Source organism: Amycolatopsis sp. NPDC006131 (assembly GCF_040614175.1).
Taxonomy (GTDB): domain Bacteria; phylum Actinomycetota; class Actinomycetes; order Mycobacteriales; family Pseudonocardiaceae; genus Amycolatopsis_E; species Amycolatopsis_E tucumanensis.
The window spans coordinates 1-23,541 of the sequence record NZ_JBEXTX010000100.1 but is presented as its reverse complement, the minus strand read 5'-3'; the positions used below and the strand labels follow the sequence as shown (position 1 = coordinate 23,541).

The 23,541-nt window shown below is 72.2% G+C and carries 21 protein-coding genes and 1 riboswitch; of the genes, 6 read left to right on the top strand and 15 right to left on the bottom strand.

Features of this window, described 5'->3' with window-relative positions; all coding sequences use genetic code 11:
• Positions 1 to 444 carry a pyridoxamine 5'-phosphate oxidase gene (locus tag ABZ215_RS34555; RefSeq protein WP_354954534.1) on the top strand — a complete coding sequence of 148 codons (444 nt, stop codon included), beginning with the start codon at positions 1 to 3 and terminating at the stop codon, positions 442 to 444.
• 7 nt (positions 445 to 451) lie between these two features.
• Here the strand turns inward: ABZ215_RS34555 and lepA are convergent, their stop codons facing one another.
• Positions 452 to 2,302: a translation elongation factor 4 gene (gene lepA, locus ABZ215_RS34550; protein WP_020420815.1), complete on the bottom strand. Its 1,851-nt coding sequence runs from the start codon at positions 2,300 to 2,302 to the stop codon at positions 452 to 454.
• Between the two features lie 102 nt (positions 2,303 to 2,404).
• On the opposite strand from lepA, the gene ABZ215_RS34545 reads away from it, so the two are divergent.
• A complete protein-coding gene (locus tag ABZ215_RS34545; RefSeq protein WP_237337346.1) occupies positions 2,405 to 3,004 on the top strand; it encodes a methyltransferase domain-containing protein in 600 nt (199 codons plus the stop codon).
• Positions 3,005 to 3,233: 229 nt separating this feature from the next.
• Here the strand turns inward: ABZ215_RS34545 and ABZ215_RS34540 are convergent, their stop codons facing one another.
• Both ABZ215_RS34540 and ABZ215_RS34535 read right to left on the bottom strand, forming a co-directional pair.
• Complete coding sequence (locus ABZ215_RS34540) at positions 3,234 to 3,614, bottom strand: VOC family protein (protein ID WP_020420813.1); 381 nt, start codon at positions 3,612 to 3,614, stop codon at positions 3,234 to 3,236.
• Between the two features lie 22 nt (positions 3,615 to 3,636).
• Positions 3,637 to 4,500 (bottom strand): EamA family transporter, encoded by an 864-nt coding sequence (locus ABZ215_RS34535; RefSeq protein ID WP_354954532.1) that lies wholly within the window; start codon positions 4,498 to 4,500, stop codon positions 3,637 to 3,639.
• Between the two features lie 152 nt (positions 4,501 to 4,652).
• Between ABZ215_RS34535 and rpsT the strand changes: the two genes are divergently transcribed.
• Positions 4,653 to 4,913, top strand: a complete 261-nt coding sequence (gene rpsT / locus ABZ215_RS34530; protein WP_020420811.1) for a 30S ribosomal protein S20 — start codon at positions 4,653 to 4,655, stop codon at positions 4,911 to 4,913.
• 492 nt (positions 4,914 to 5,405) lie between these two features.
• Here the strand turns inward: rpsT and holA are convergent, their stop codons facing one another.
• The gene (holA, locus tag ABZ215_RS34525; protein WP_020420810.1) at positions 5,406 to 6,386 is read right to left on the bottom strand and encodes a DNA polymerase III subunit delta; all 981 of its coding nucleotides are present in this window, start codon (positions 6,384 to 6,386) and stop codon (positions 5,406 to 5,408) included.
• A gap of 136 nt (positions 6,387 to 6,522) precedes the next feature.
• Positions 6,523 to 6,655: riboswitch (SAM riboswitch) on the top strand.
• 13 nt (positions 6,656 to 6,668) lie between these two features.
• On the opposite strand from holA, the gene thrC reads away from it, so the two are divergent.
• Positions 6,669 to 7,934 (top strand): threonine synthase, encoded by a 1,266-nt coding sequence (gene thrC / locus ABZ215_RS34520; RefSeq protein ID WP_020420809.1) that lies wholly within the window; start codon positions 6,669 to 6,671, stop codon positions 7,932 to 7,934.
• A gap of 49 nt (positions 7,935 to 7,983) precedes the next feature.
• On the opposite strand, the gene ABZ215_RS34515 is transcribed toward thrC, so the two are convergent.
• The 7 genes from ABZ215_RS34515 to nadD all read right to left on the bottom strand — a co-directional run bounded on the left by ABZ215_RS34515 (position 7,984) and on the right by nadD (position 14,560).
• On the bottom strand, positions 7,984 to 10,335 hold the full coding sequence (locus ABZ215_RS34515; RefSeq protein ID WP_354954530.1) for a ComEC/Rec2 family competence protein: 2,352 nt from the start codon (positions 10,333 to 10,335) through the stop codon (positions 7,984 to 7,986).
• A complete protein-coding gene (locus ABZ215_RS34510) occupies positions 10,332 to 11,087 on the bottom strand; it encodes a ComEA family DNA-binding protein (protein ID WP_354954528.1) in 756 nt (251 codons plus the stop codon). Before ABZ215_RS34510 ends, ABZ215_RS34515 begins: the two co-directional genes overlap by 4 nt.
• Before the next feature lie 198 nt (positions 11,088 to 11,285).
• The gene (locus ABZ215_RS34505; protein WP_020420806.1) at positions 11,286 to 12,149 is read right to left on the bottom strand and encodes a DegV family protein; all 864 of its coding nucleotides are present in this window, start codon (positions 12,147 to 12,149) and stop codon (positions 11,286 to 11,288) included.
• Positions 12,150 to 12,159: 10 nt separating this feature from the next.
• Positions 12,160 to 12,894, bottom strand: a complete 735-nt coding sequence (gene octT / locus ABZ215_RS34500; protein WP_354954526.1) for a diglucosylglycerate octanoyltransferase — start codon at positions 12,892 to 12,894, stop codon at positions 12,160 to 12,162.
• A 1-nt stretch (position 12,895) separates the two neighbouring features.
• The gene (locus ABZ215_RS34495; protein ID WP_020420804.1) at positions 12,896 to 13,507 is read right to left on the bottom strand and encodes a histidine phosphatase family protein; all 612 of its coding nucleotides are present in this window, start codon (positions 13,505 to 13,507) and stop codon (positions 12,896 to 12,898) included.
• Positions 13,504 to 13,893, bottom strand: coding sequence for a ribosome silencing factor (gene rsfS, locus ABZ215_RS34490; protein ID WP_020420803.1), 390 nt, complete (start codon positions 13,891 to 13,893; stop codon positions 13,504 to 13,506). Before rsfS ends, ABZ215_RS34495 begins: the two co-directional genes overlap by 4 nt.
• Before the next feature lie 73 nt (positions 13,894 to 13,966).
• Positions 13,967 to 14,560 (bottom strand): nicotinate-nucleotide adenylyltransferase, encoded by a 594-nt coding sequence (gene nadD / locus ABZ215_RS34485; protein WP_081617688.1) that lies wholly within the window; start codon positions 14,558 to 14,560, stop codon positions 13,967 to 13,969.
• 264 nt (positions 14,561 to 14,824) lie between these two features.
• On the opposite strand from nadD, the gene ABZ215_RS34480 reads away from it, so the two are divergent.
• Together ABZ215_RS34480 and ABZ215_RS34475 are read left to right on the top strand one after the other, a co-directional pair.
• Positions 14,825 to 16,930, top strand: a complete 2,106-nt coding sequence (locus ABZ215_RS34480) for a RecQ family ATP-dependent DNA helicase (protein WP_354954524.1) — start codon at positions 14,825 to 14,827, stop codon at positions 16,928 to 16,930.
• A 1,222-nt stretch (positions 16,931 to 18,152) separates the two neighbouring features.
• Entirely contained in the window at positions 18,153 to 19,442 is a 1,290-nt protein-coding gene (locus tag ABZ215_RS34475) for an MFS transporter (RefSeq protein WP_237337352.1), read from the top strand.
• Here ABZ215_RS34475 and proB read toward each other — a convergent pair.
• The 4 genes from proB to rplU all read right to left on the bottom strand — a co-directional run bounded on the left by proB (position 19,439) and on the right by rplU (position 22,709).
• Entirely contained in the window at positions 19,439 to 20,548 is a 1,110-nt protein-coding gene (gene proB / locus ABZ215_RS34470; protein WP_237337353.1) for a glutamate 5-kinase, read from the bottom strand. The genes ABZ215_RS34475 and proB overlap by 4 nt on opposite strands.
• Positions 20,545 to 22,002, bottom strand: coding sequence for a GTPase ObgE (gene obgE / locus ABZ215_RS34465; protein ID WP_020420799.1), 1,458 nt, complete (start codon positions 22,000 to 22,002; stop codon positions 20,545 to 20,547). The genes proB and obgE overlap by 4 nt, the downstream gene beginning before the upstream one ends.
• A 119-nt stretch (positions 22,003 to 22,121) precedes the next feature.
• Complete coding sequence (gene rpmA, locus ABZ215_RS34460; RefSeq protein ID WP_017987731.1) at positions 22,122 to 22,379, bottom strand: 50S ribosomal protein L27; 258 nt, start codon at positions 22,377 to 22,379, stop codon at positions 22,122 to 22,124.
• A 15-nt stretch (positions 22,380 to 22,394) separates the two neighbouring features.
• Positions 22,395 to 22,709 carry a 50S ribosomal protein L21 gene (gene rplU / locus ABZ215_RS34455; protein ID WP_017987730.1) on the bottom strand — a complete coding sequence of 105 codons (315 nt, stop codon included), beginning with the start codon at positions 22,707 to 22,709 and terminating at the stop codon, positions 22,395 to 22,397.
• Positions 22,710 to 23,541 lie beyond the last annotated feature (832 nt).

The following is a 23,541-nucleotide window of genomic DNA, read 5'->3' as shown; positions in this document are numbered from 1 at the left end:
ATGACGAACCTCGACGCCGTCCGCTCGCTCGCCGCCCAGGGAACCGGCCTGGCCACGGTGGCGGTCGCGCGGGCGGACGGCTCGGTGCACGCTTCGGTGGTCAACGCCGGGGTCCTCGACGACCCGGTGTCCGGCCGCCCGTCCGTCGCGTTCGTGGCGGTCGGCCACGCGAAGAAGCTGGACCTGCTGCGCGCGCGGGGCAACGCGACCGTGGTGTTCCGGCGCGGCTGGACGTGGGCGGCGGTGCAGGGACCGGTGCGGCTGATCGGCCCGGACCACCCGGACGAAGCCTTCGACCCGGCCGGCCTGCCCCGGCTGCTGCGCGACATCTTCACCGCGGCCGGCGGCACCCACGACGACTGGGACACCTACGACCGCGTGATGGCCGAGGAGCGCCGGTGCGCGGTGTTCGTCGAGGCGGCCCGGATCTCCGGCACCGCCTGAGCGGCCGCTACTTCTTCTTGCCCTTGTCGCCGGAGGGCTCGTCGGTGGACAGCGCCGCGACGAAGGCCTCCTGCGGAACCTCGACCCGGCCGATGTTCTTCATCCGCTTCTTGCCTTCCTTCTGCTTCTCCAGCAGCTTCCGCTTCCGCGAGATGTCACCGCCGTAGCACTTGGAAAGCACGTCCTTGCGGATGGCGCGGATCGTCTCGCGCGCGATGATCCGCGACCCGACCGCGGCCTGGATCGGCACCTCGAACTGCTGCCGCGGGATCAGCTCGCGCAGGCGGCCCGCCATCTTGTTGCCGTAGCCGTAGGCGGCGTCCTTGTGCACGATCGCGGAGAACGCGTCGACCGGCTCGCCCTGCAGCAGGATGTCGACCTTCACCAGGTCGGCGACCTGCGTGCCGGCCTCCTCGTAGTCCAGCGAGGCGTAGCCGCGGGTGCGGGACTTCAGCGAGTCGAAGAAGTCAAAGATGATCTCGGCGAGCGGCAGGTTGTAGCGCAGCTCGACGCGGTCCTCCGACAGGTAGTCCATGCCGAGCAGGTTGCCGCGCTTGCTCTGGCACAGCTCCATGATCGCGCCGATGAACTCCGACGGGGCGATCACGGTGACCTTCGACAGCGGCTCGTGCACCTCGGCGATCTTCACGCCGGTCGGCCAGTCGGACGGGTTGGTGACGTGCACCTCGGTGCCGTCGTCCTGCACCACGCGGTACTCCACGTTCGGCGCGGTGGCGATCAGGTCCAGGCCGAACTCGCGCTCCAGGCGGTCGCGGGTGATCTCCAGGTGCAGCAGGCCGAGGAAGCCGCAGCGGAAGCCGAAGCCGAGCGCGACCGACGTCTCCGGCTCGTAGGTCAGCGCCGCGTCGTTGAGCTGCAGCTTCTCCAGCGCCTCCCGCAGCTCCGGGTAGTCCGAGCCGTCCACCGGGTAGAGGCCGGAGAACACCATCGGCTTGGGGTCGCGGTAGCCGGCCAGCGGCTCGGTGGCCCCCTTGCGCTCGGAGGTGACCGTGTCACCGACCCGGGACTGGCGGACGTCCTTCACGCCGGTGATCAGGTAACCCACCTCGCCGACGCCGAGACCGGCGCTGGGCTTGGGCTCCGGCGAGATGATGCCGACTTCCAGCAGCTCGTGCGTGGCGCCGGTGGACATCATCCGGATCCGCTCGCGCGGGGTGATCTTGCCGTCCACGACGCGGATGTAGGTGACGACGCCGCGGTAGGTGTCGTAGACCGAGTCGAAGATCATGGCGCGGGCGGGGGCGTCCGCGTCGCCCACCGGCGGCGGCACCTGGCGGACGACCTCGTCCAGGAGGTCGGGCACGCCCATGCCGGTCTTCGCCGAGACGCGCAGCACCTCGGACGGGTCGCAGCCGATGATGTGCGCCAGCTCGGCGGCGTACTTGTCGGGGTCGGCCGCGGGGAGGTCGATCTTGTTCAGGACCGGGATGATGTGCAGGTCCTTCTCCAGCGCCAGGTACAGGTTGGCCAGGGTCTGCGCCTCGATGCCCTGTGCCGCGTCGACCAGCAGGATCGCGCCCTCGCACGCCTCCAGCGCCCGGGAGACCTCGTAGGTGAAGTCCACGTGGCCCGGGGTGTCGATGAGGTGCAGGACGTGGTCGCGGCCGTCGACCTGCCACGGGAGGCGCACGTTCTGGGCCTTGATCGTGATGCCCCGCTCGCGCTCGATGTCCATCCGGTCGAGGTACTGCGCGCGCATGGCCCGCTCCTCGACCACGCCGGTGAGCTGCAGCATCCGGTCGGCCAGGGTGGACTTGCCGTGGTCGATGTGCGCGATGATGCAGAAGTTCCGGATCTGCTCCGGCGGCGTGAAGGTCTGGTCGGCGAACGTGCTCACTCGGATCCTCGGCTCGTCGTGGGGTACGACTCCATGTTCCCATGCCCGATTTCCGGGTCATCCCCGATGCCGGTGAGCGGTGGCGAGTGCTGACCTGGAGGTATGAGCACAACCATCGAGCAGATCCTGGACCGGGCCTTCGGTCACCCCCGTGGCCTGCTGGGCCGCATCGGCGGGGCCGTGATGGCCCATGCGAACGGCGCGACGGAATCGCACGTCGTGGACGTGGCGAGGCTCACCCGGGAGGAGACGGTCCTGGTGGTCGGCCCCGGTCCCGGGGTGGGCCTGCGCCTGGCCGGCCGGCGCGCGGCGCTGGCGCACGGGGTGGACCCGTCGCCGGAGATGCTGGAGCTGGCGCAGGCCCGCTGCGCGGCGGAGATCGCGGCGGGCCGGGTCCGGCTGGCCCGCGGTTCGGCCGAGCGGACGGGCCTGGACGAGGCCTCCGTGGACGTGGTGGTGAGCGTGAACAACGTCCAACTGTGGGACGACCGCCCCGCGGGCTTCCACGAGCTACGGCGGGTGCTGCGCCCGGGCGGCCGGCTGATCCTCTCGGCGCACGAAAAGTGGCTCCCCGTGCCGCGGCACGAGCTGGCGGCCGAACTGGTCGAGGCGGGTTTCACGGACCTGCAGACGTGGGTGTGGCAACCCCCGGGGGTCACCGCGCCGCTGGCCGCCCAGTTCCGCGCCCACCGCCCCGCCTGAGCCGCCCTGCTACCCCAAATCAAAACCGGCCCCGCGAGATCCGCCGTCACCAGCGCCGCGCACGCCATCGGCGGCGCGAGTGCAGACCCAACCCCCGCGAAATCCGCGGTCAGCGCCCCCAGGAATCAGCCCCCAGGCACCACCAGCGCCGCGAGACGAACCCCGGCCCCGCGGGATCCGCCAACGCGCCGGAACAATCCCAGGCCCGCCGCCGGCCGCGTGTGGCCGCTCACTGCGGACGGATGTCCGTCCGCAGTGGATGGTCCGGCGGGATCTCCACCAGCACGATCGACGTCCCGTCCGGGTCGGAGATGCGCGCCTCGTCCAGGCCCCACGGCTCGCGGCGGGCCTCGCGGTCCGGCACGACCCCGCGTTCGGCCAGCTCGTCCAGCGTGGCTTTGAGGTCGCGGACCTGGAACCACAGCTCCACGTCCGGGCTGGTGCCCTTCTCGCCGCGGCCGACGACCTCCAGGTAGCCCTGGCCGGTGAAGAACACGGTCCCGCCGGGGAACGTGCGGTAGATGGCCAGGCCGAGCACGTCCCGGTAGAACGCCGTGGTCTTCTCGGGGTCGCGGGGGTGGATCAGCACCCGGCTGCTCAGGACGTCCATACCTCCTGCCTACCCCACCTGGTCAGGAAGCCGCAATCGCGGCAATTCCGGCCAGGACGACGACCGAGCCGACCAGGCGGCGCACCGGGTGCGGCTCGCGCAGCACGAGCCAGGCCGCGATCCCGCCCAGCACGATGCTCACCTCACGCGCGGGCGCGACCAGGCTGACCGGCGCCATGCGCATCGCGTAGAGCACGAGCACGTAGGCGACCGGCGACAGCACCCCGACGGCCACTGCCTCCCGCCAGTGCGCCCGCCACAGCGCACCGATCCGCCCGTCCGCCCGCACGGCCGTGGGCGCGAGCAGCAGGCTCTGCAGCACCGAGCCGGCGGCGAAGTAGGTCAACGGCGGGACGGCGAGGGCGTTGACGGCGTGGTCGTCCCAGAGCGTGTAGGCCGCGATGGTGACGCCGGTGAGCAGCCCGTAGAAGACCCCGGCCCGGCGGGCGCGGGCGTCCGCCGCCGAGCGCGAGCCGAGCCCGATCACCAGCACCCCGGTCACGACGAGGAGGGCGCCGGCGAGCCCGAGCCAACCGGGCCGCTCGCCGAGCAGGACGACCGCCGCGAGCACCGACAGCAGTGGCCCGCTCCCCCGCGCCAGCGGGTAGACGACGGACAGGTCGCCGACGCGGTAGCCGCGCTGCAGCACGATGCCGTAGGCGATGTGAAAGATCGCGGTCAGCAGCGCCGCGGGCAGCCAGGTCCACTGTGGATGCTGCCCCTCGATCACCAGCGCCACGACCGCGACCGGTGCGCAGACCACCGCCGAGACGGTGTAGTAGAGGAAGACGAACCGGGCCCCGTCGTCGACCCGCTTGGCGGCGAGGTTCCACCCGGCGTGCACGACGGCGGCGACGAGGACGAGCCCGAGTGCCGTGTCGTTCACCTGCAGCCTCCCCAGCCAGTGCGAGTGCCACCGTAGCGCCCTGCTAACCTTGTCGGTCGTTGCCGTGCGGCATTCCGCCAGGGAGGAAACCCGCACGCCGGGGCCGGTACAGCGCGGCAGCGAAGCCACCGACAGATCGAAGGAGCGCCTTCATGGCCAACATCAAGTCCCAGATCAAGCGCATCAAGACCAACGAGAAGGCGCGCCAGCGCAACCAGTCGGTCAAGTCCTCGGTGAAGACCGCGATCCGCAAGTTCCGCGAGGCCGCCGAGGCGGGCGACAAGGCCAAGGCCGTCGAGCTGCAGCAGGCTGCCGCTCGCGCCCTGGACAAGGCCGCCAGCAAGGGCGTCATCCACGCGAACCAGGCCGCCAACAAGAAGTCGGCGATGGCCAAGCGCGTCAACCAGCTCTGAGCTTGATCTTCCGAGGGGCGGGCATCCAGCAGGGTGCCCGCCCTTCTGCTGTCCAGGGGTGCCGGGTTCGCGAGTGACGGGACTTCCCGCAGCGCCTGAGGCGGGATGATCGACAACCACCCCGATCGCAGGCGCCACCGTCCGGCGCCGCTGCCCGCCTCGGCTCCTGCGCTCGCGAGCACCGGCGACTTCCGCGACGCAGGCCCCCGGAAACCCCGCGAGGCGGGTCCGCCCCCAGCGACTCCCGCCGCAGGCGCCCCCGGAACCCGCCAGGCGGGTCTGCCCCCAGCGACTCCCGCCGGGCAGGCACCCCCGCAACCCGGCAGGCGGGCGGCATTGCGGCCGGCGTCCCGCCGGAGCCACCACCCTCCACCGCGCCCACTCAGGCGTTCTTTTGGGTTCGCTCGAACTCAGCGCGTGTCCCAGGTCCCACCCAGCCCCTCGCCCCAGATCTGCCACCAAGCTCAGCGCTCGTCGCAGGCAGCGCCAAGCTCAGCGCTTGTCGCGGGCGGCGGCGAGTTCCAGGACGGCCCGTTCGAGCGCGTAGGCCGGGTCCGCGGCCTGGCCCTTGACCTCGGCGTTCACCCGCGCCACCACGGCCATCGCGTCGGCCAGTCCGGCCTGCGTCCACCCGCGGGACTGCCCCTGCGCCTTCCGGATCTTCCACGGCGGCATGCCCAGCTCACCGGCCATCTGGTTCGGGTTGCCGCGGCCGGCCGCCGACACGCGGGCGATCGTGCGGACGGCGTCCGCGAGGGCGTCGGCGATCAGGACGTGCGCCACGCCGATCTGGAGTGCCCACCGCATCGCTTCGAGCGCCGCGCCGCGCTCGCCCGCAACGGCCTTCTCCGCGACCGCGAAGCCCGTCACGTCCGCGCGGCCCCGGTGGTAGCGGCGCACGGCTTCCTCGTCGACCCGGCCGCCCGAGTCCGCCACCAGCTGCGACGCCGCCGCGGCCAGCTCCCGCAGGTCGGATCCGACGGCGTCGATGAGCGCGGCCACCCCGGCCGGGTCGATCTTGCCGCCGGCCTGCCGCACCTCGTTGCGGACGAACGACTCCCGATCCGCCGGCCGGGTGATCTTCGGGCACTCGGTGACCTGGGCGCCGGCCTTGCGCAGCGCCGCGGGCAGCGACTTCGCCGCCTTGCTGCGGCCGCCGCCGGTGTGCACAACGACCAGGACGACGCCGTCGGCAGGCATCTTCGCGTAGGCGAGCACCGCGTCGGCCAGCTCCTGGCCGATGTCCTGCGCGCCTTCCAGCACGATGACGCGCCCCTCGCTGAACAGCGACGGGCTGACCAGCTCGGCCAGGCCGGGCGGCGTGAGATCGGACACCCGGACCTTCGTCAGCTCGGCCGTCGCGTCCTCTCGGCGTGCCTGTTCCAGGGCGGCGCGGACGGCGCGCTCGACGAGCAGCTCCTCTTCGCCGAGCACGAGCTGCAGGGGGGCGGAGGTGGTTGCCGGCGCGGTCACGGTTCAAATCCTCCCACGGACCACCGACAGCTCCGGAGCGTGATGAAACCCGCAGGGGCATGGCGTGCTCCGAGCGTGGTGCCGTATGTTGTCAACCAGGCATCGCGCGAGCGCGACAGCCACCACAACCGAATACCGCTCATCCAGAGGGGCAGAGGGAACGGCCCGACGAAGCCCCGGCAACCGGCGTCAGCCTGTCATCTCGATTCCGCGAGGTAGCTGACGATCACGGTGCCAATTCCGGCCCGCGTCAGCGGGGCAGATGAGGAAAGGAACCTCGCGATGACTGCAGCCCTCGATTCGACCACCACCCGTCGCACCGTCGACCTCGGTCCGGCCGTGGAACTGGTCTCCAAGGAAGAGGGCCACCGCCAGCCGCTCGCCCCGGAGTTCGTCTCCGCCGAGGACTTCTCGCCGCTGGAGGTCGCCTACGACTTCGGTCGCGTCCGCCGCGAGGACATCGAGGCGGGCCCGCGCAACATCTGGCGCTACAAGCGGCTGCTGCCGGTGCCCTCGAACGTCGAGGAGATCCCGAACACCGAGCCCGGCTGTACCAGGCTGGTGAAGGCCGACCGGCTCGCCAAGGCTCTCGGTGTGAAGAGCCTGTGGGTCAAGGACGACACCGGCAACCCCACCCACTCGTTCAAGGACCGCGTCGTCGCCGTCGCGCTGGCCGCGGCTCGCGAGTTCGGGTTCGACACCCTGGCCTGCCCCTCCACCGGCAACCTGGCCAACGCCGTCGCCGCAGCCGCGGCCCGCGCCGGCTGGCAGTCCGTGGTGCTGATCCCCTCCTCGCTCGAGCGCGCCAAGGTGCTGACCACCGCGGTCTACGACGGCAACCTGATCGCTGTCGACGGCAACTACGACGACGTCAACCGTCTTGCCACCGAGCTGGCCGCCGAGCACGAGAACTGGGCGTTCGTGAACGTCAACGTCCGCCCCTACTACTCCGAGGGCTCGAAGACGCTCGCCTACGAGGTCGCCGAGCAGCTCGGCTGGCGGATCCCCGAGCAGATCGTCGTGCCGATCGCCTCGGGCTCCCAGCTGACCAAGGTGGACAAGGGCTTCCGCGAGTTCGCCAAGCTCGGCCTGGTCGACGACACCCCGTACAAGGTGTTCGGCGCGCAGGCCGCCGGCTGCTCGCCGGTGTCCGCGGCGTTCCGCAACGGCCACGACGTGGTGCAGCCGGTCAAGCCGGACACCATCGCCCGCTCGCTCGCGATCGGCAACCCGGCCGACGGCCCCTACGTGCTCGACACGGTTCGCCGCACGGGCGGCGCGATCGAGGACGTGACCGACGAAGAGGTCGTCGAGGGCATCCGCCTGCTCGCCCGCACCGAGGGCATCTTCACCGAGACCGCCGGTGGTGTCACCGTCGCGACGGCGAAGAAGCTCATCGAGGCGGGCAAGATCGACCCGGACGCCGAGACCGTCCTGCTCATCACCGGTGACGGCCTGAAGACCCTGGACGCCATCGAGAACGAGGTCGGCCCGAAGGCGACGGTCCCGCCGTCGGCGGCGGCCGTGCACAAGGCCCTGGGCCTCTGACGGGTCCCGGGTCTCTGCCAGGCCCGGCGCCTCTGATCAAGATTCCACCTCACTTTCCCAGGCGAACGACCGCCGGTCCGGTCTGGTCGGGGATCACCGCGGTGTCGCCGTCGGTGTCCGTGCGGGCGATGAGCGCACCGTCCGCGGTCAGGGTGTCGAGCGTCGTCCGGTTCGGGTGGCCGTAACGGTTGCCCGAACCGACGCTCACCAGCGCCAGCCGCGCGGACACCGCGGCCAGGAACTGGGGCAGCGAGAACCTGCTGCCGTGGTGCGGCACCTTCAAGATCTCCGCGTGCAGATCCGTTCCCGCCGCCAGCAGGTCGGCCTGTGCGGCGAGTTCGACGTCACCGGTCAGCAGCACGCTGCCGGCCGGTGTGCGGGCTCGTAGCACCACCGAGCTGTTGTTGATCTGTGTGCCGTCGTCGTCCTCCCCTTCGGACACGTATCTGGGTCCCAGCACTTCGAGGCTCAGCGCCGGCCACTCGAGCCGCCGGCCCAGGTCCAGTTCGAGCAGCGGGACCCGGTGGCGGGTCGCGATCTGACCGGCCTGCCGCCACGCCCAGCCGGGCTGCCGCCCGGGCCCGACCGCGATCGCGCCCACCGAGCGTCCCTCGAACACCGAGTCGAGGCCGCCGACGTGGTCGGCGTGCAGGTGGCTCAGCACCACCAGCGGCACCCGCTCGATGCCCAGCCGGTCCAGACACCGGTCGGCCGGCCCCGGCTCGGGCCCGGCGTCCACCACCACCGCCCGTCCGGGCTCACCGGTGGCCAGCACGAGGCTGTCACCCTGACCGACGTCACAGGCGACCACCGCCCATCCCGGTGGCGGCCAGCCGGGCGCGATCACCTTGCCCGGGACGACGAGCAGCAGCCCCCCGGCCAGCACCAGCGCTAGCAGCACCCTGAGTCGCCGACGGCGCAGTGCCAGAACCACGGCGACGACGACCACCAGCGCGAGAAACCCGCCCCACCAGCCGCTGGGCCACGCCAGCACCGCACCGGGCACCTCCGACGCCCGCCGTGCCACGACGATCAGCCAGCCCGCCTCAGGCCCGGCCAGCCGGACGACCAACTCACCTCCGGCAGGCCACGCGGTCGCGACGACCGTCGCGAGCACCCCGAACACGGTCGCCGGCGCGACCACGGGCGCGGCCAGCACGTTCGCCGCCACGCTGACCAGGCTGAGCTGCCCGGCCATGCCGGCCACGACAGGCGCTGTCACGACGAACGCCGCCGCCGGAACCGCCAGCCCTTCGGCGAAGCCCGGCGGAGCGCCGCGCCGCTGAAGGCTCTCCGCCCACCGCGGCGCGAGGAGCACCAGCCCGGCCGTCGCGATCACCGACAAAGCGAAGCCGAAGCTGACGGCCATCGCCGGGTCCCAGGCCACGAGGACGCAAGTCGCGGCGGCCAGTGCGGGGACGACTGAGCGTTCCCGCCCCAGCGCCAGCGCCAGCAGGGCGATCGCGCCCATGACTCCGGCCCGCAGGACGCTCGGCTCCCCGCCCGCCAGGACCACGAACCCGGCCAGCGCCGCCCCGGACAGCGCCGCGGACAACCGTGGTCCTGCCCGCAACAGCCGCAACAGCAGCAGCACGGCGCCGCACACGATCGCGACGTTGGACCCGCTGACCGCCATCAGGTGCGTGAGGCCAGCGTCGGTGAACTCGCGGGCGAGCCGTTCGGACAGCCCGCTCGTGTCGCCCACGACGAGCCCCGGCACCAGCCCGGCCTGCTCCTCGGGCAGGACCGCGCACGCGTTGCGGAGCGCCTCGCGCATCGATTCCGCGGCGCGCTGCCACCAGGGCGCCTCCGTGGCTTCCACGGGCGGCCCGCGAACGTGAACCGCGGCCACGGTCAGGTCGGCGTCCCGCGGCGGGGCCAGCTCGCCGCTCGCGGTGACCTCCTGACCCGGAATGATCTCGCTCCACGTTGCGAACGGCGCGAGCAGCGCGACCCGTCCGGTCGAGACCACCGGCTCAGCGTGACGTTCCGCGTGCAGGACGTCGGCCGCGATCACCACTGACCTCGGCCCGGCCTGCTGATCTGCATATCCGGCCGACCGCACGGGTTTCGGACGTTCCGTCACCAGCACCCGCAGGGTCACCTCCGTGCCCCGCTGCGCGAGGCCGTGGAGCGGGTCGTGCTCGGCCCGGTTCAACCGGAGGCCGAGCGGACCGGCGAGCAGGAGACCGGCCACGAGCAGCGCCGCCGCGCCCGCCCACCAGCGCGACCGAGCCGGGCGCAGCTTGATCAGCAGCCCCAAGGACACCAGCACCGCCGCGGCGCCGCACGCCAGAGCCAGCCACCACGTCCACAACAGTCCGAGCAGCGCTCCGAGCCACAGCGACAACGCGGCCGGCACCAGGCGAAAGTCGTGCCGGACAACGGGTTCCGTGATCACGAGACCGTCACCTGCTCTCGCAGCCGGGACAGTCGTGTCTCGCCGATGCCCTCGACCTCACGCAGCTGGTCGATCGACCTGAACGACCCGTGTTTCGTGCGCCAGTCGATGATGCGCTGGGCGGTGACCTCGCCGATCCCCGGCAGGGCGTCGAGTTGCTCGGCGCTGGCCGTGTTCAGGTCGACGAGCGCGGGGGCGCCGCCGCTCTCGGCCGGTTGCTGCACGCCGGCAGGCGGCGGGATGCCGACGTAGATCTGCTCGCCGTCGGACAACTTGCGCGCGAGGTTCAGCGCCGTGACGTCGGTACCCTCGATCGCGCCGCCTGCCGCGCGGAGGGCGTCCGCCACCCGCGCACCGCCGGGGACCGTGACCAGCCCGGGGTTCCGGACCTTGCCGACCACGCTGATCACCAGCGAACTGTCGGCGACCCGGCTGGCCGTTGCGCTGACCGGCGCGGGCCGGTCCGGCGCCGCGGGCAGCACCGGCGCGCGTTCGACGGGCGGGCTGCCGCCGAGGAGCGCGATCGACGTCCCGACGAGCACCAGGACGCCGACCAGGGCCAGCAGCACCGTGGTCAGGCGCCGCCGCTGAGGGCTGCCGGTGAGCGACTCGGGCACCCAGCGCTCGACCAGCCGCCCGACGGCACCCGGCGGCCCGGTGTCGCGGTCGGCCGCGAGGGCCTGACCGGCGAGCTGCTCGAGCCGGCGGTTGACGGGAATGCCCGGCGATTCCGGGGCTGATCGTTCGAACACGCATTCGACGCTAGGGGGCGCGGAGAGGAGGGAGAAGTGGGAATCGGGAAGGCTGTGGACAAGTGGGGGTCTGTGGACAAGTGGCGCGTTCTGCCGCCGTGCCAGGGTTTTCTGTCGGTGGCGTATGGCAACGTGGAAGGGTTTGGACGTCAGACCCAAAGCGCTTGCGCGAAAAGGGTTCCTGAGTCCCCGGGAAGCTCAGCGGCTTCCAGGACCGCCGGGGTTCCGTTGCACGACAACGCCGACGACGCCCGGCCCGGTGTGCGCGCCGATCACGGCACCCAGTTCCGACACCACGCAACCCTCGACGACGGTCAGCCGCTCCTCGATGCGGTTCGCCAGTTCCACCGCCCGCTGCGGCGAAGCGAGGTGGTGCACCGCGACCTCGACCGGCTCTCCCCGCGCGGCCTCCTCCGCGAGCTCGACCAGGCGCGCGGTGGCGCGGTTCATCGTGCGCACCTTCTCCAGCGGCTGGATCCGGCCGTCGTCCAGGTGCAGCACCGGTTTCATGGCCAGCGCGGTGCCCAGCAGCGCCGCCGCCGCGCCGATGCGGCCGCCCCGCCGCAGGTACTCCAAGGTCTCGACCACGAACAGGGTCTCCGAGCAGTGCACCGCCGCCGTCGCGGCCGCTTCCACCTCGGCCGCCGACGCACCGGCTGACGCCGCGCGAGCCGCGTGCAACGCCGCGAACCCCAGCGCCATGGCGGTTCCCCGCGAGTCGACGACCCGCACCAGGTCCGGCCCGACCTCCTGCGCGGCCAGCACCGCGGACTCCCAGGTCCCGGAGATCTCGCTGGACAGGTGGATCGACACGACCGAGTCCGCGCCCGCCTCCAGCGCTTCGCGGAAGGCCGCGGCGAACTCGCCGGGCGTCGGCCGCGACGTGGTCACGATCCGGCGCTGCCCCAGCGCCTCGGCGAGCGCCGCAGCCCCCACCTCGACGCCGTCGAGCGCGGCGACCCCGTCGATGAGGACGTGCAGCGGGACGACGCGCAGGGCGTGGCGCTCGGCGAAGCCCTCGGGCAGATGGGCGGTGGAATCCGTGATGACGGCAACCGGCACGACGGTCAGCCTACGTGCCGGCAGGCGATTCGCCGGGGGCCAGGAGCGGACCGATCAGCGCGGCCATCGCCTTGCCCACGAGCGCGTGCCCCTCCCAGCCCCAGTGCATGCCGTCCGGGTTGCCGCGACCGCTCAGGACGTGCTCCCCCACGACCTCGGCCAGGTTCAGCAACGGCACGTCCACCCGCCGCGACCAGGCGGCGATGGCGGCCGCCGTCTCCTCCCGGCCGGTGTGCACGTTGCCGTAGGACGACGCGCGGTGGACGCTCGGCAGAACGGCCACGATCGGCAGCTCCGGCCGCAGGATGCGCAGCGCGTAGACCGCCCGGTCGAGGTAGTGCACGGTCAGCTTCGCGGGCAGTACCCGCGGGCGGCCGCGCATCGCGACCGCCAGCCGCGGCTGGGCGGCCAGGTACGCCTTGCGGACGGCGCGGCGGAGCCCGGACGGCCGCAGGTACCGCAGGCCGCCGCGCAGGTAGGTCGGCAGCGGCGACGGCAGCGTGTCCATGCTCCCCACGGCCAGCACCACGACGTCGGCGTGCTTCAAATCGGCCCACACCCGGGGGTCGCCGATCATGGCCCACCACGCGTCGCGCGCCGTCCAGCCCGCGGACGCCACGAGCTCCGCGCTGCCGCCGAGAGCCGCGGCGGCGATGTTCGGCCACAGTCGCGGCTCGTCGGCCGCGCAGGGGCTCTCCGGGCCCTGGAAACTCAGCGAGTCCCCGAAGACCAGCAGCCTCGGCATCTCAGCCGAGCATTCCGGCGTTGTAGGCGTGCAGCCGCCAGCGGCCGTCGCGCAGGCCCAGCTCGACCCAGTGGCAGTTGCCGATCCCGCCGAGCTGCGGCCACGCCTCGACCGGCAGGGCCAGCAACTTGCCGGTGAGGGCCGTGATCAGGCCGCCGTGCGCGGCCAGCAGCACGGTCTCACCCGGGTCGTCGCCGGCCAGCAGGTCGCTGACGACCTCGGAGGCGCGCTCGGCGACCTCGACGCGGGACTCGCCACCCGGGGGCGCCCAGGTGGCGTCCACGCGCCAAATGGCGCGGTCGCCGGGCCAGCCCTCGTCGACCTCGGCACCGGTCAGCCCCTGCCACTCGCCGAGGTGGGTCTCCCGCAGGCGCTTGTCGATGCGCAGCGGCACCCCGATCGCCTCGGTGAGCACGGTCGCGGTGTCCATCGCCCGGTGCAGGTCGGACGAGATGACCAGGTCGGGCTCGAAGCGGGCGAGCGCGGGCGCGGCGAAGCGGGCCTGGTTCCAGCCCACCTCGGTGAGCGCCGAGTCCAGGTGGCCCTGCATGCGGCCGGCGGCGTTGTAGTCGGTCTCCCCGTGGCGCCACAGCACGAGGCGCCGGAAACTCACGAGGCGTCCCCGGCGTCGACGGCCTCGGCGAGCCCGTCGACCTCGATGCGGGGGCAGTCCTTCCACAGCCGCTCGATGCCGTAGAACGAGCGCTCCTCGTCGTGCTGGACGTGCACCACGACGTCGACGAAGTCGAGCAGGACCCAGCGGCCCTCGCGCGCGCCCTCGCGGCGGACCGGCTTGTGCCCGGCCTCCCGCAGCTTCTCCTCGACGTTGTCCACGATGGCCCCCACCTGGCGCTCGTTGGGCGCCGAGGCGATGACGAACACGTCGGTGATGACGAGCTGCTCGGAGACGTCCAGCACCACCACGTCGGTGGCCTTCTTGTCCGCGGCGGCGTGCGCCGCCACGGTCGCGATGTCACGTGCCTGGGACGTCGCTGCCACTCCTGTGCTCCCTCATCCTGAGACCGTCGGTCCACCGAGGGTACCTGCCGCCGTCCACGGCCCCGGCGGCGTGTCAGGCAGGCTTGCGGTACAACCCGCGCTTGTCGATGTACCGGACGACGCCGTCGGGCACCAGGTACCAGATCGGTTCGCCGTGCTCGACGCGTTCGCGGCAGCCGGTCGAGGAGATGGCCATCGCGGTCACCTCGACCAGGCTCACCTTGCCGCTGGGCAGGTGGTGGTCGTTGAGCTTGTACCCGGGCCTGGTGACGCCGATGAAGTGCGCGAGGGTGAACAGCTCGTCGGCGTTGTGCCAGGTCAGGATCTGTTCCAGCGCGTCGGCGCCGGTGATGAAGAAGAGCTCGTCCTCGGGGTACTCGGCCTTGAGGTCACGCAGGGTGTCGACGGTGTAGGTCTCGCCGCCGCGGTCGATGTCCACCCGGCTCACCGAGAAGACCGGGTTGGAGGCGGTGGCGATGACGGTCATGAGGTAGCGGTCCTCGGCCCTGGTGACCTGCCTGCCGGACTTCTGCCACGGCTGGCCGGTCGGCACGAAGATCACTTCGTCGAGGTCGAACCGGGACTGCACCTCACTGGCCGCGACGAGGTGGCCGTGGTGGACGGGGTCGAACGTGCCGCCCATGACCCCGATTCGGCGTGGTGACATGAACGGATCGTAGAAGCGCGAGTGCGCGGGTACTGCCCCGCTCCCCGGTAACAGCACCCGCACACTTCGCTCCGCCGGGGGTTCGAGGGGAACCTCCGGAGGCGCCGGCGAACCCGCAAGTGAACCCCGACAGCTAGGAGACTCGGCCGTTCGGGTGCCCTGATGCGGACATTCGCTGTGTCTTGCGTCACATTACTCGACGACTGGTCCACTCGTGCGGTACTCGGCTCGGTTTCGTCGCAGCCTTCGGGTAGACGTTGACCCGTGGACCTTCACCTCCTGCGCGAACGCGCCGAAACGCTGCTCCGGGCACTGGCAGGAGAGGGCGCGACCCTGCGCGACGACCAGTGGACAGCCATCGAGGCACTGGTCGCCCACCACCGGCGCGCCCTCGTCGTGCAGCGCACCGGCTGGGGCAAGTCGGCCGTGTACTTCCTGGCCACCGCGCTGCTACGCGAGCGAGGGGCTGGTCCGACGGTCATCATCTCGCCGCTGCTGGCGTTGATGCGCAACCAGATCGCGGCGGCCGGGCGGGCAGGCATCCACGCGGCCACGATGAACTCGGCGAACCAGCAGGAGTGGGACGACGTGCAGGCGCGCATCGCCGCCGGCGAGATCGACGTGCTGCTGGTGAGCCCGGAGCGGCTGAACAACCCCGACTTCCGCGACACGGTGCTGCCCAAACTGACCACCACGGCCGGGCTGCTCGTCGTCGACGAGGCCCACTGCATCTCCGACTGGGGTCACGACTTCCGGCCGGACTACCGCCGCCTGCGCACGCTGCTGGCGGGGCTGGCTGAGGACGTGCCCGTCCTGGCGACCACGGCCACCGCCAACGACCGGGTGGTCACCGACGTCGCCGAACAGCTCGGGCTCGGTCAGGGCGGTGACACCCTGGTGCTGCGCGGCCCGCTCGACCGGGAGAGCCTGCACCTGTCGGTCGCGAAGCTGCCCACCCCGCAGGCGCGGCTCGCGTGGCTGGCGGACCGGCTCGGCGAGCTGCCGGGGTCCGGGATCATCTACACGCTCACCGTCGCCGCCGCGCACGACATCGCGGAGATGTTGCGGGAGCGCGGGTTCCCGGTTACGGCGTACACGGGCAAGACCGAGCCGGCTGATCGCGAGGCTGCCGAGGACGACCTGCTCGCCAACCGGGTCAAGGCACTCGTGGCGACGTCGGCGCTGGGCATGGGGTTCGACAAGCCCGACCTCGGTTTCGTCGTCCACGTCGGGGCGCCGTCCTCGCCGATCGCCTACTACCAGCAGGTCGGCCGTGCCGGCCGTGGCGTGCGCCGGGCCGAGGTGATCCTCCTGCCGGGCGCGGAGGACGCCGAGATCTGGCGGTACTTCTCGTCTCTCGCGTTCCCGGACGAGCAGCGCGTCAACCAGGTGCTGAACGCGCTCGCCTACGCCGACCGGCCACTGTCGACGGTGGCGCTCGAGCCGATGGTCGAACTGTCCCGGTCGCGGCTGGAGATGGTGCTGAAGGTGCTGGACGTGGACGGCGCGGTGCGGCGCGTCAAGGGCGGCTGGGAGGCGACGGGGCAGGACTGGCACTACGAGCGCGAACGGTACGAGCGTGTCGCCGAAGCGCGGCGGGCGGAACAGCAGGCGATGCTGGAGTACCAGGCCACCACTTCGTGCCGGATGGAGTTCCTGCGCCGCCAGCTCGACGACCCGTACGCCGAGCCGTGCGGCCGGTGTGACAACTGCACGGGCGAGCACCGGGACGTCACCGTTTCGGCGGAGGCGGTCGAAAAGACCGACGAGCGGCTCCGGCGGCCCGGGGTCGAGGTGAGCCCGCGTCGCCAGTGGCCGACGGGCATGGCGTCGCTCGACGTGCCGCTGTCCGGGCGGATCGGGAAGGGCGAGCTGGCCGAGCCGGGACGTACGCTCGGACGGCTGACGGACGTCGGATGGGGCGGGCCACTGCGCGAGCTGGTCGGCGAGCGGGCCGCCGACGGCGAGGTGCCGGACCGCATTTTCCAGGCCTGCGTTCAGGTTCTGGCGTCCTGGCGGTGGGAGCAGAGGCCGGTGGCCGTGGTGGCGATGCCCTCCGCGACCCGGCCGCGCCTGGTGCACGACCTGGCGAGCCGACTGGCGCAGATCGGACGGCTGCGTTTCCTCGGCGCACTGGAGAGCCGGGGCGGGCGTCCACGCCGGGCGAACAGCGCGCAGCGAGTCGCGGACCTGTGGCAAACGCTTGCGGTGCCGGGTGCACTGGCCGCGGAATTGTCCGGGGTGGACGGTCCAGTGTTGCTTGTGGACGATCTCGTGGACACCGGCTGGAGCATGACGCTGGCCACCCGGCTCCTACGGCAGGGCGGGGCGCCTGCGGTGCTGCCGTTCGCACTGGCGAGCACGAACTGAAGGGAGGGGATTGACGGGGGATTCGTGATCGTGGCGCCCAGCCTTCGGGACCGGGGCGGCTTCGCAACCGATTGACCGCCAACGTCTACCGGACAGCGAGCTGAGCACGGCGCGTCGCCCAACTGCAGCCTCACAGGCGGTTGCGTTGGCCGGGCCGGGGCCGCACGGTGCACGCCACCGGTGCTGGCTGGCCAGACCAGTTGCCCCGACAACATGTCTCGCCCGGCGGCACGACCGGCCCGGCGGCACGGCTTGCCGGGGTGCCCGGCTCGCCCCGGCGCGGCTCGCCCAGCGGCACATCGGCTCGGCGGCACCGCCCGTGCGGAGGCACGGCTCGCCCGGGCGCACGGCTCGCTTGGCGGCTCGGCCCACCGGGCGCCCCCGCCTGGCGAGGCGGTACGGCTCGCTCGGCAGCACTTCGGGCAGGACGGCCTACAGGGCAAGCGGCAAGACTCGCCCGTCGCACGGTTCGCCCAGTTGCCCTGCGAGCCGGACGGCCTGCCGGCCAAGCGACAAGCTCGCCGCCAGGCCTCGCGGGCCCGAGCGGCGCCCGGGCAAGCGGCGGGGCTCGCCCGGGCCTCGCTGGCCGGACCGCCTGCACGGCAAGCGGCAAGACTCGCCCCGGGCCCCGCGGGCCGGACCGCTGCACGGCAAGCGGCAAGACTCGCTCGGGGCGGCTACGCGCCGGACGGCCTACACGGCAAGCGGCAAGGCCCGCCCCCGGGGCCGCGCGGGCCGAGCTGCCTGCTGGGCAGACGGCGCAACTCGCGCGGGGCGGCTGCGGGCCGAGCGGCCAGCACGGCAAGCGGCAGAGCCCCGGGGCCTCGCGGGCCGAGCCGCCTGCTGGGCAGACGGCGCAACTCGCGCGACGGCCATGGGCCGAGCGGCCTGCACGGCAAGCGGCGGGGCTCGGCCTGGCGGGGCTCGGCCTGGCCGGACGGCCTGCACAGCAAGCGGCAAGGCCCGCCCCGGGGCCTCGCGGGCCGAGCCGCCTGCGGGCAGGCGGCGGCGACCCGCGCGGGGCTATTCCCGGCCGGCCGGGCCGTTGGGGTGCGCGCAGGTGGTGCTCCGCGGCGTGGGGTGCATCGGCCACGTGGGTGTCACTTCGACCCGCCCCTGGGAGAAAAGCACAGGTCAGCAAGTTTCCGGCAGAAAAGAATCTTTCGGTCCCGGCCGAGGTGTGGCATTGTCCGACCCCATCGGGTGAACGTGGAGGTGCGCCATGGTCGAGTCGAAGGTGGGCACAGAAGTCCGGCACCGGCTGCCCGTCCGGAAGTTGTTCGCGGCCAGCGTCGGCAACGCGCTGGAGTGGTTCGACTGGACGATCTACGCGACGTTCAGCATCTACTTCGCCACCGCGTTCTTCCCCGCGGGCAACGATCTGCTCGCCCAGATCAACACGTTCGCCACCTACGCGCTCGCCTTCTTCTTCCGGCCCCTCGGCGGCCTGCTGCTCGGCCGGTTCGCCGACGTGCGCGGTCGCAAGCCGGCCATGATTCTCACCATCACGCTCATGGCGGGCGGCTCCATCGTCATCGCGATCCTGCCCACCTTCCAGCAGGTCGGCTGGCTCGCACCGATCCTGCTGCTCCTCGCGCGCATCGCGCAGGGGCTGTCCCTCGGGGGCGAAGTGTCCAACGCCTCCGCCTACCTCGGTGAGATCGCCCCGCCGAAGTGGCGTGGGCGCTACTCGTCCTTCTTCTACATCTCCACCGGCTCCGCGGTGCTGCTCGCGTCCGTGCTCGGGTTCGTCCTCGCCCGCACCATGGACAAGGCCGCCATGAGCTCCTACGGCTGGCGCATCCCGTTCCTGCTCGGCGGCGTCCTCGGCATCGTCGGGCTGTGGCTGCGCCGCAGCCTCTCCGAGACCGAACAGTTCGAGCAGAACAAGGGCCGCGCGCAACGCGTCCGCCGCCCCCTGCTGACCACCCTGCGCGAACACCCCAAGGCCGTCGGCCAGCTCGTCGGCATCACGATGCTCTCGACGCTGTGCTACTACACGTTCTTCAGCGCCCTCACCCCGTTCGCGGTCAAGACCCGCCACGCCAACGACGTCGACGTCTTCCTCGCGCTGTCCATCGGCACCGCGCTGTTCGTCGCGCTCCAGTACCCCTACGGCGCGCTCTCCGACCGCATCGGGCGCAAACCCCAGCTGTTCGCCTGGTCCGCGGCCACCGCGATCCTCATCGTGCCGCTGTCCACACTGGTCAAACCCGGCCTCGGCAACCTGCTCGTCGTCTTCTGCGTCGGCCTCGGGCTCTACGCCGCCCTGTCCAGCCTCGCGCCCGCGATCATGAGCGAACTGTTCCCCACCGAACTGCGCGGCCTCGGCATCGGCGCCTGGTACAACCTCACCGTCGCCGTGTTCGGCGGCACCGCGCCGCTGGTCATCAGCGCGCTCTCCGCGGCCGGGGCGTCGATCCTGTTCTTCTGGTACGTCGCGGCCGGCGCGGTGATCGCGTTCCTCGTGCTGCTCACCCTCCCCGAAACGAAGGGCACGGAACTGCGTTAACGGCGGAACGGCACCAGATCGTCGGCGTGCACGACCTCCCGGCGCTGCTCCTCCGGCAGCTCGTGGCTGGACCGGCCGATCAGCTCGGGCAACTCCCCCGCGTCGAACGCCACCACACCACGGGCCACCACACGCTGCGCCGGGTCGACCAGCTCCACCACGTCACCCGCCTCGAAATCACCGTCCACACCGGTGATCCCCGCGGCCAGCAACGACCGGCGGCGCCGCACGACCGCGGCCACCGCACCGTCGTCGAGGTGCAGGCGCCCCCGCGTGCCGGCCGCGTACCCGAGCCAGAACCGGCGCGCGGACAGCCGGCTGTCGGCCGCCCGGAACGCGGTGCCGACCTCGGCCGTGGACAAGGCCCGCGAAGCATCCGACGCCGCCGCCAGCAGCACCGGGATCCCCGCCGACGCGGCCGTGCGCGCGGCGGCCAGCTTGGACACCATCCCGCCCGTACCGAGCCCCGAGCTGGACATGCCGACGGCGATGCCCTCCAGATCCGCCGGGCCGGTCACCTCGGCGATGCGCCGCGTCGAACCCGATCGCGGATCCCCGTCGTACAGACCGTCCACATCGGACAACAGCACCAGGGCGTCCGCGCCGATCAGGTGCGCCACCAGCGCCGCCAGGCGGTCGTTGTCGCCGAACTTGATCTCCTCGGTGGCCACCGTGTCGTTCTCGTTGACCACCGGCACCGCGCCCAGCGCCAGCAGGCGCGAGAACGTCCGCTGCGCGTTGCGGTAGTGCGCGCGGCGCACCACGTCGTCGGACGTGAGCAGCACCTGGCCCACCGTCAGCGCGTACCGGCCGAACGACTCGGCGTAAGCGTGCGCGAGCTGCAACTGGCCGACACTCGCCGCGGCCTGCTGGGTCGCGAGGTCCCGTGGCCGCTTGCCGAGCGCGAGCGGCGCCAGCCCGGCGCCGATCGCACCCGAGGACACCAGCACGATCTGGCTGCCCTGCGCGATCCGCGCCGCGATGGCGTCGACCAGCGCGTTCAGCCGCGTCACGTCGAGCCCGTCACCAGCGGTGGTCAGCGCCGACGAGCCGACCTTGACGACCAGCCGTTCCGCCGCCGCGACGGCTTTGCGGGCCACGCTCATCGTGCTGTCGAGTCCTCGTCCTCGGGCTGGTCCGGCCCGTCACGGCGGATGCGCCGGGCTTCCTTGCGCTCGGCGGCCGACACGCGGTTGTTCTGCTCCAGCCGCACGTCGGTGCCCCGGCCCGTCATGTGCGCCGCCACGCCCGGCGTGGAGGGCTCCCACTCGAAGGTGATGTTGCCGATCGTCACCGGGCAGCCCGGCTCGGCGCCGCGCTTGGCCAGCGCGTCCTCGACACCCAGCCGGTTGAGCCGGTCCGCGAGGTAACCCACGGCCTCGTCGTTGCCGAAGTCGGTCTGCCGGATCCACCGCTCGGGACGCGCGCCCCGCACGATGAAGCCGCCCGGCTCCTCCGGGTCCTCCTCGATGGTGAAGCCCGAGTCGTCGACCGCCACCGGCCGCAGCACGATCCGCGTCGGCTCCGCCTCCGGCTGCGCCGCCCGGTACTTCTCGACCTCCTTGGCCAGCGCGAAGGTCAGTTCACGCAGGCCCTGGCGGGTCACCGTGGAAACCTCGAACACCGGCAGGCCACGCGCCTCGAACTCGCCACGCACCATCTCGGCCAGCTCGGCCGCGTCCGGCACGTCGATCTTGTTGAGCACCACGACCCGCGGGCGGGAGTCCAGCTCGCCGCCCAGCGCCGGGGTGTAGCGGGCCAGCTCGGCCTCGAGGGCGTCCACGTCGGACACCGGGTCGCGGCCCGGGTCGTAGGTGGCGCAGTCGACGACGTGCACCAGCACCGCGCAGCGCTCGATGTGGCGCAGGAAGTCCAGGCCGAGGCCCTTGCCCTCGCTCGCGCCGGGGATCAGGCCGGGCACGTCGGCCATCGTGAACACGGTGTCGCCCGCGTTCACCACGCCGAGGTTCGGCACCAGCGTCGTGAACGGGTAGTCGGCGATCTTCGGCTTGGCCGCGGACAGCACCGAGATCAGCGACGACTTGCCGGCCGACGGGAAGCCGAGCAGGCCGGCGTCGGCGACCGAACGCAGCTCCAGGACGAGGCTGCGCTCCTCGCCGGGCTCGCCGAGCAGGGCGAACCCGGGCGCCTTGCGGGCCTTGGACGCCAGCGCCGCGTTGCCGAGGCCGCCGCGCCCGCCCTGTGCGGCGACGAACGTCGTGCCCGGACCGACCAGGTCCGCCAGGACCTCGCCGTCCTCGGACATCACGACGGTGCCGTCGGGCACCTTGAGTTCCAGGGTCTCGCCCGCCGCGCCCGCGCGGTGGCTGCCCTGGCCCTGGCGGCCGTTGGTGGCCTTGGCGTGGGGGTGGAAGTGGAAGTCGAGCAGCGTGTGCACGTTCGGGTCGACGACGAGTCGCACGTCGCCGCCGTTGCCGCCGTTGCCCCCGTCGGGGCCGCCGAGCGGCTTGAACTTCTCGCGGTGGATCGAGGCACAGCCGTGCCCGCCGTCGCCCGCGGCGACGTGGATCACCGCGCGGTCAACGAACCGGGACGCCATCGTGAAGCCTCTTCTCGTTTCTTCGGAGGGATATCAGCCATCTTCAGCAACAAGGGGCGGGACCGGATCTGTTCCGGGCCCGCCCCTCGCTGAAGGTGCTGGGTTGTCTAGCCGGACCCTCAGGCCTCGGCCGGGACGATGTTGACCGTCTTGCGGCCACGCTTCGCGCCGAACTCGACGGTGCCCGCCGCGAGGGCGAACAGCGTGTCGTCGCCGCCACGGCCGACGTTCAGGCCGGGGTGGAACTTGGTGCCGCGCTGGCGGACCAGGATCTCACCGGCGTTCACGAGCTGACCGCCGTAGCGCTTGACGCCGAGGTACTGGGGGTTGGAGTCGCGCCCGTTGCGGGAGCTGGACGCACCCTTCTTGTGTGCCATGGCTCCTGCAGCTCCTTACTTCGTGATTCCGGTGACCTCGACGCGGGTCAGCTTCTGACGGTGACCCTGCCGCTTGTGGTAGCCGGTCTTGTTCTTGAACTTGTGGATGCGGATCTTGGGACCCTTGGTCTGCTCGACGACCTTGCCGGTGACCGAGATCTTCGCGAGTGCTTCGGCATCCGCCGTGACATCGCTGCCGTCGACGTACAGCACGGCGGGGAAAGAGTGCTCGGTGCCCGGCTTGCCCTCGAGCTTCTCGACCTCGACGACGTCGCCGACGGCCACCTTGTACTGCTTGCCGCCGGTCTTGACGATCGCGTACGCCGACACGGAAGTCTCCTGCTAACTCGACAATGGGTGAGGGCTTGCGCCACGTCCCGCTGTGTGCGGTCCGGTGATCGCGCCATAGCCCGTCCGGGGACGGGCCGTCTTACAGGTTACGTGACGCCCCGGTGCCGGTTGACACCGGGGCTCACGTAGGTGGATCAGCTCTGGTCCGACGCGTGTACCGGGGGCCCGGCCGGGCGGGAGGCCGCGCGGCGCGGGCGCCGGCGGGCCGTCCTGGTGGCCGGGGTGGGCACGCTGACCTCGGGCGACGCCTCCTCCTGCCCGGTGGCTTCCGGGCTGGAGGTTTCCAGGGTGGGCGCCGGTCCGCCGGCCACGGGGCCGGCCGGGACGGTGGGGGCCTGCGGCTCGCCGGCGGCCTGGACGGGCTCCGGGGGCGCCGCGGGCCTGCGGGCGACGCGGCGGGTCCGGGCGCGGGAGGGCTTCGCCTGCTCCGCGGCGGGCTCACCGGCCTGAGGCTGCGCCGAGGTGGGCTCACCGGCCTGAGGGTGCGCCGAGGTGGGCTCGGGCGACGCCTGCTGGGCAGATTCGGGCTGGGCCGGCACAGGCTGGGTCTGGGCCGATGCAGCCTGCACCGGGGCGGACCCGGCCGACGCAGGCTGGGCCGACGTGGGCTGGGCCGACGTGTGCTGGGCCGACGTGTGCTGGGCCGCGTTCTCGGAGCCAGTCGCGGACCGGTCCGTCCCGGACTGGGCCGCACCTTCCGGTGCGGCCGAAGCCGTGGCCGGAGGCTGCGAGAGCGGCAGAGCGTGGTGTAGGGCAAGAGTGTTTACTACGGGGGGGAGATCTAGGTGGTGGCCGGATCATTAAAAAAGGG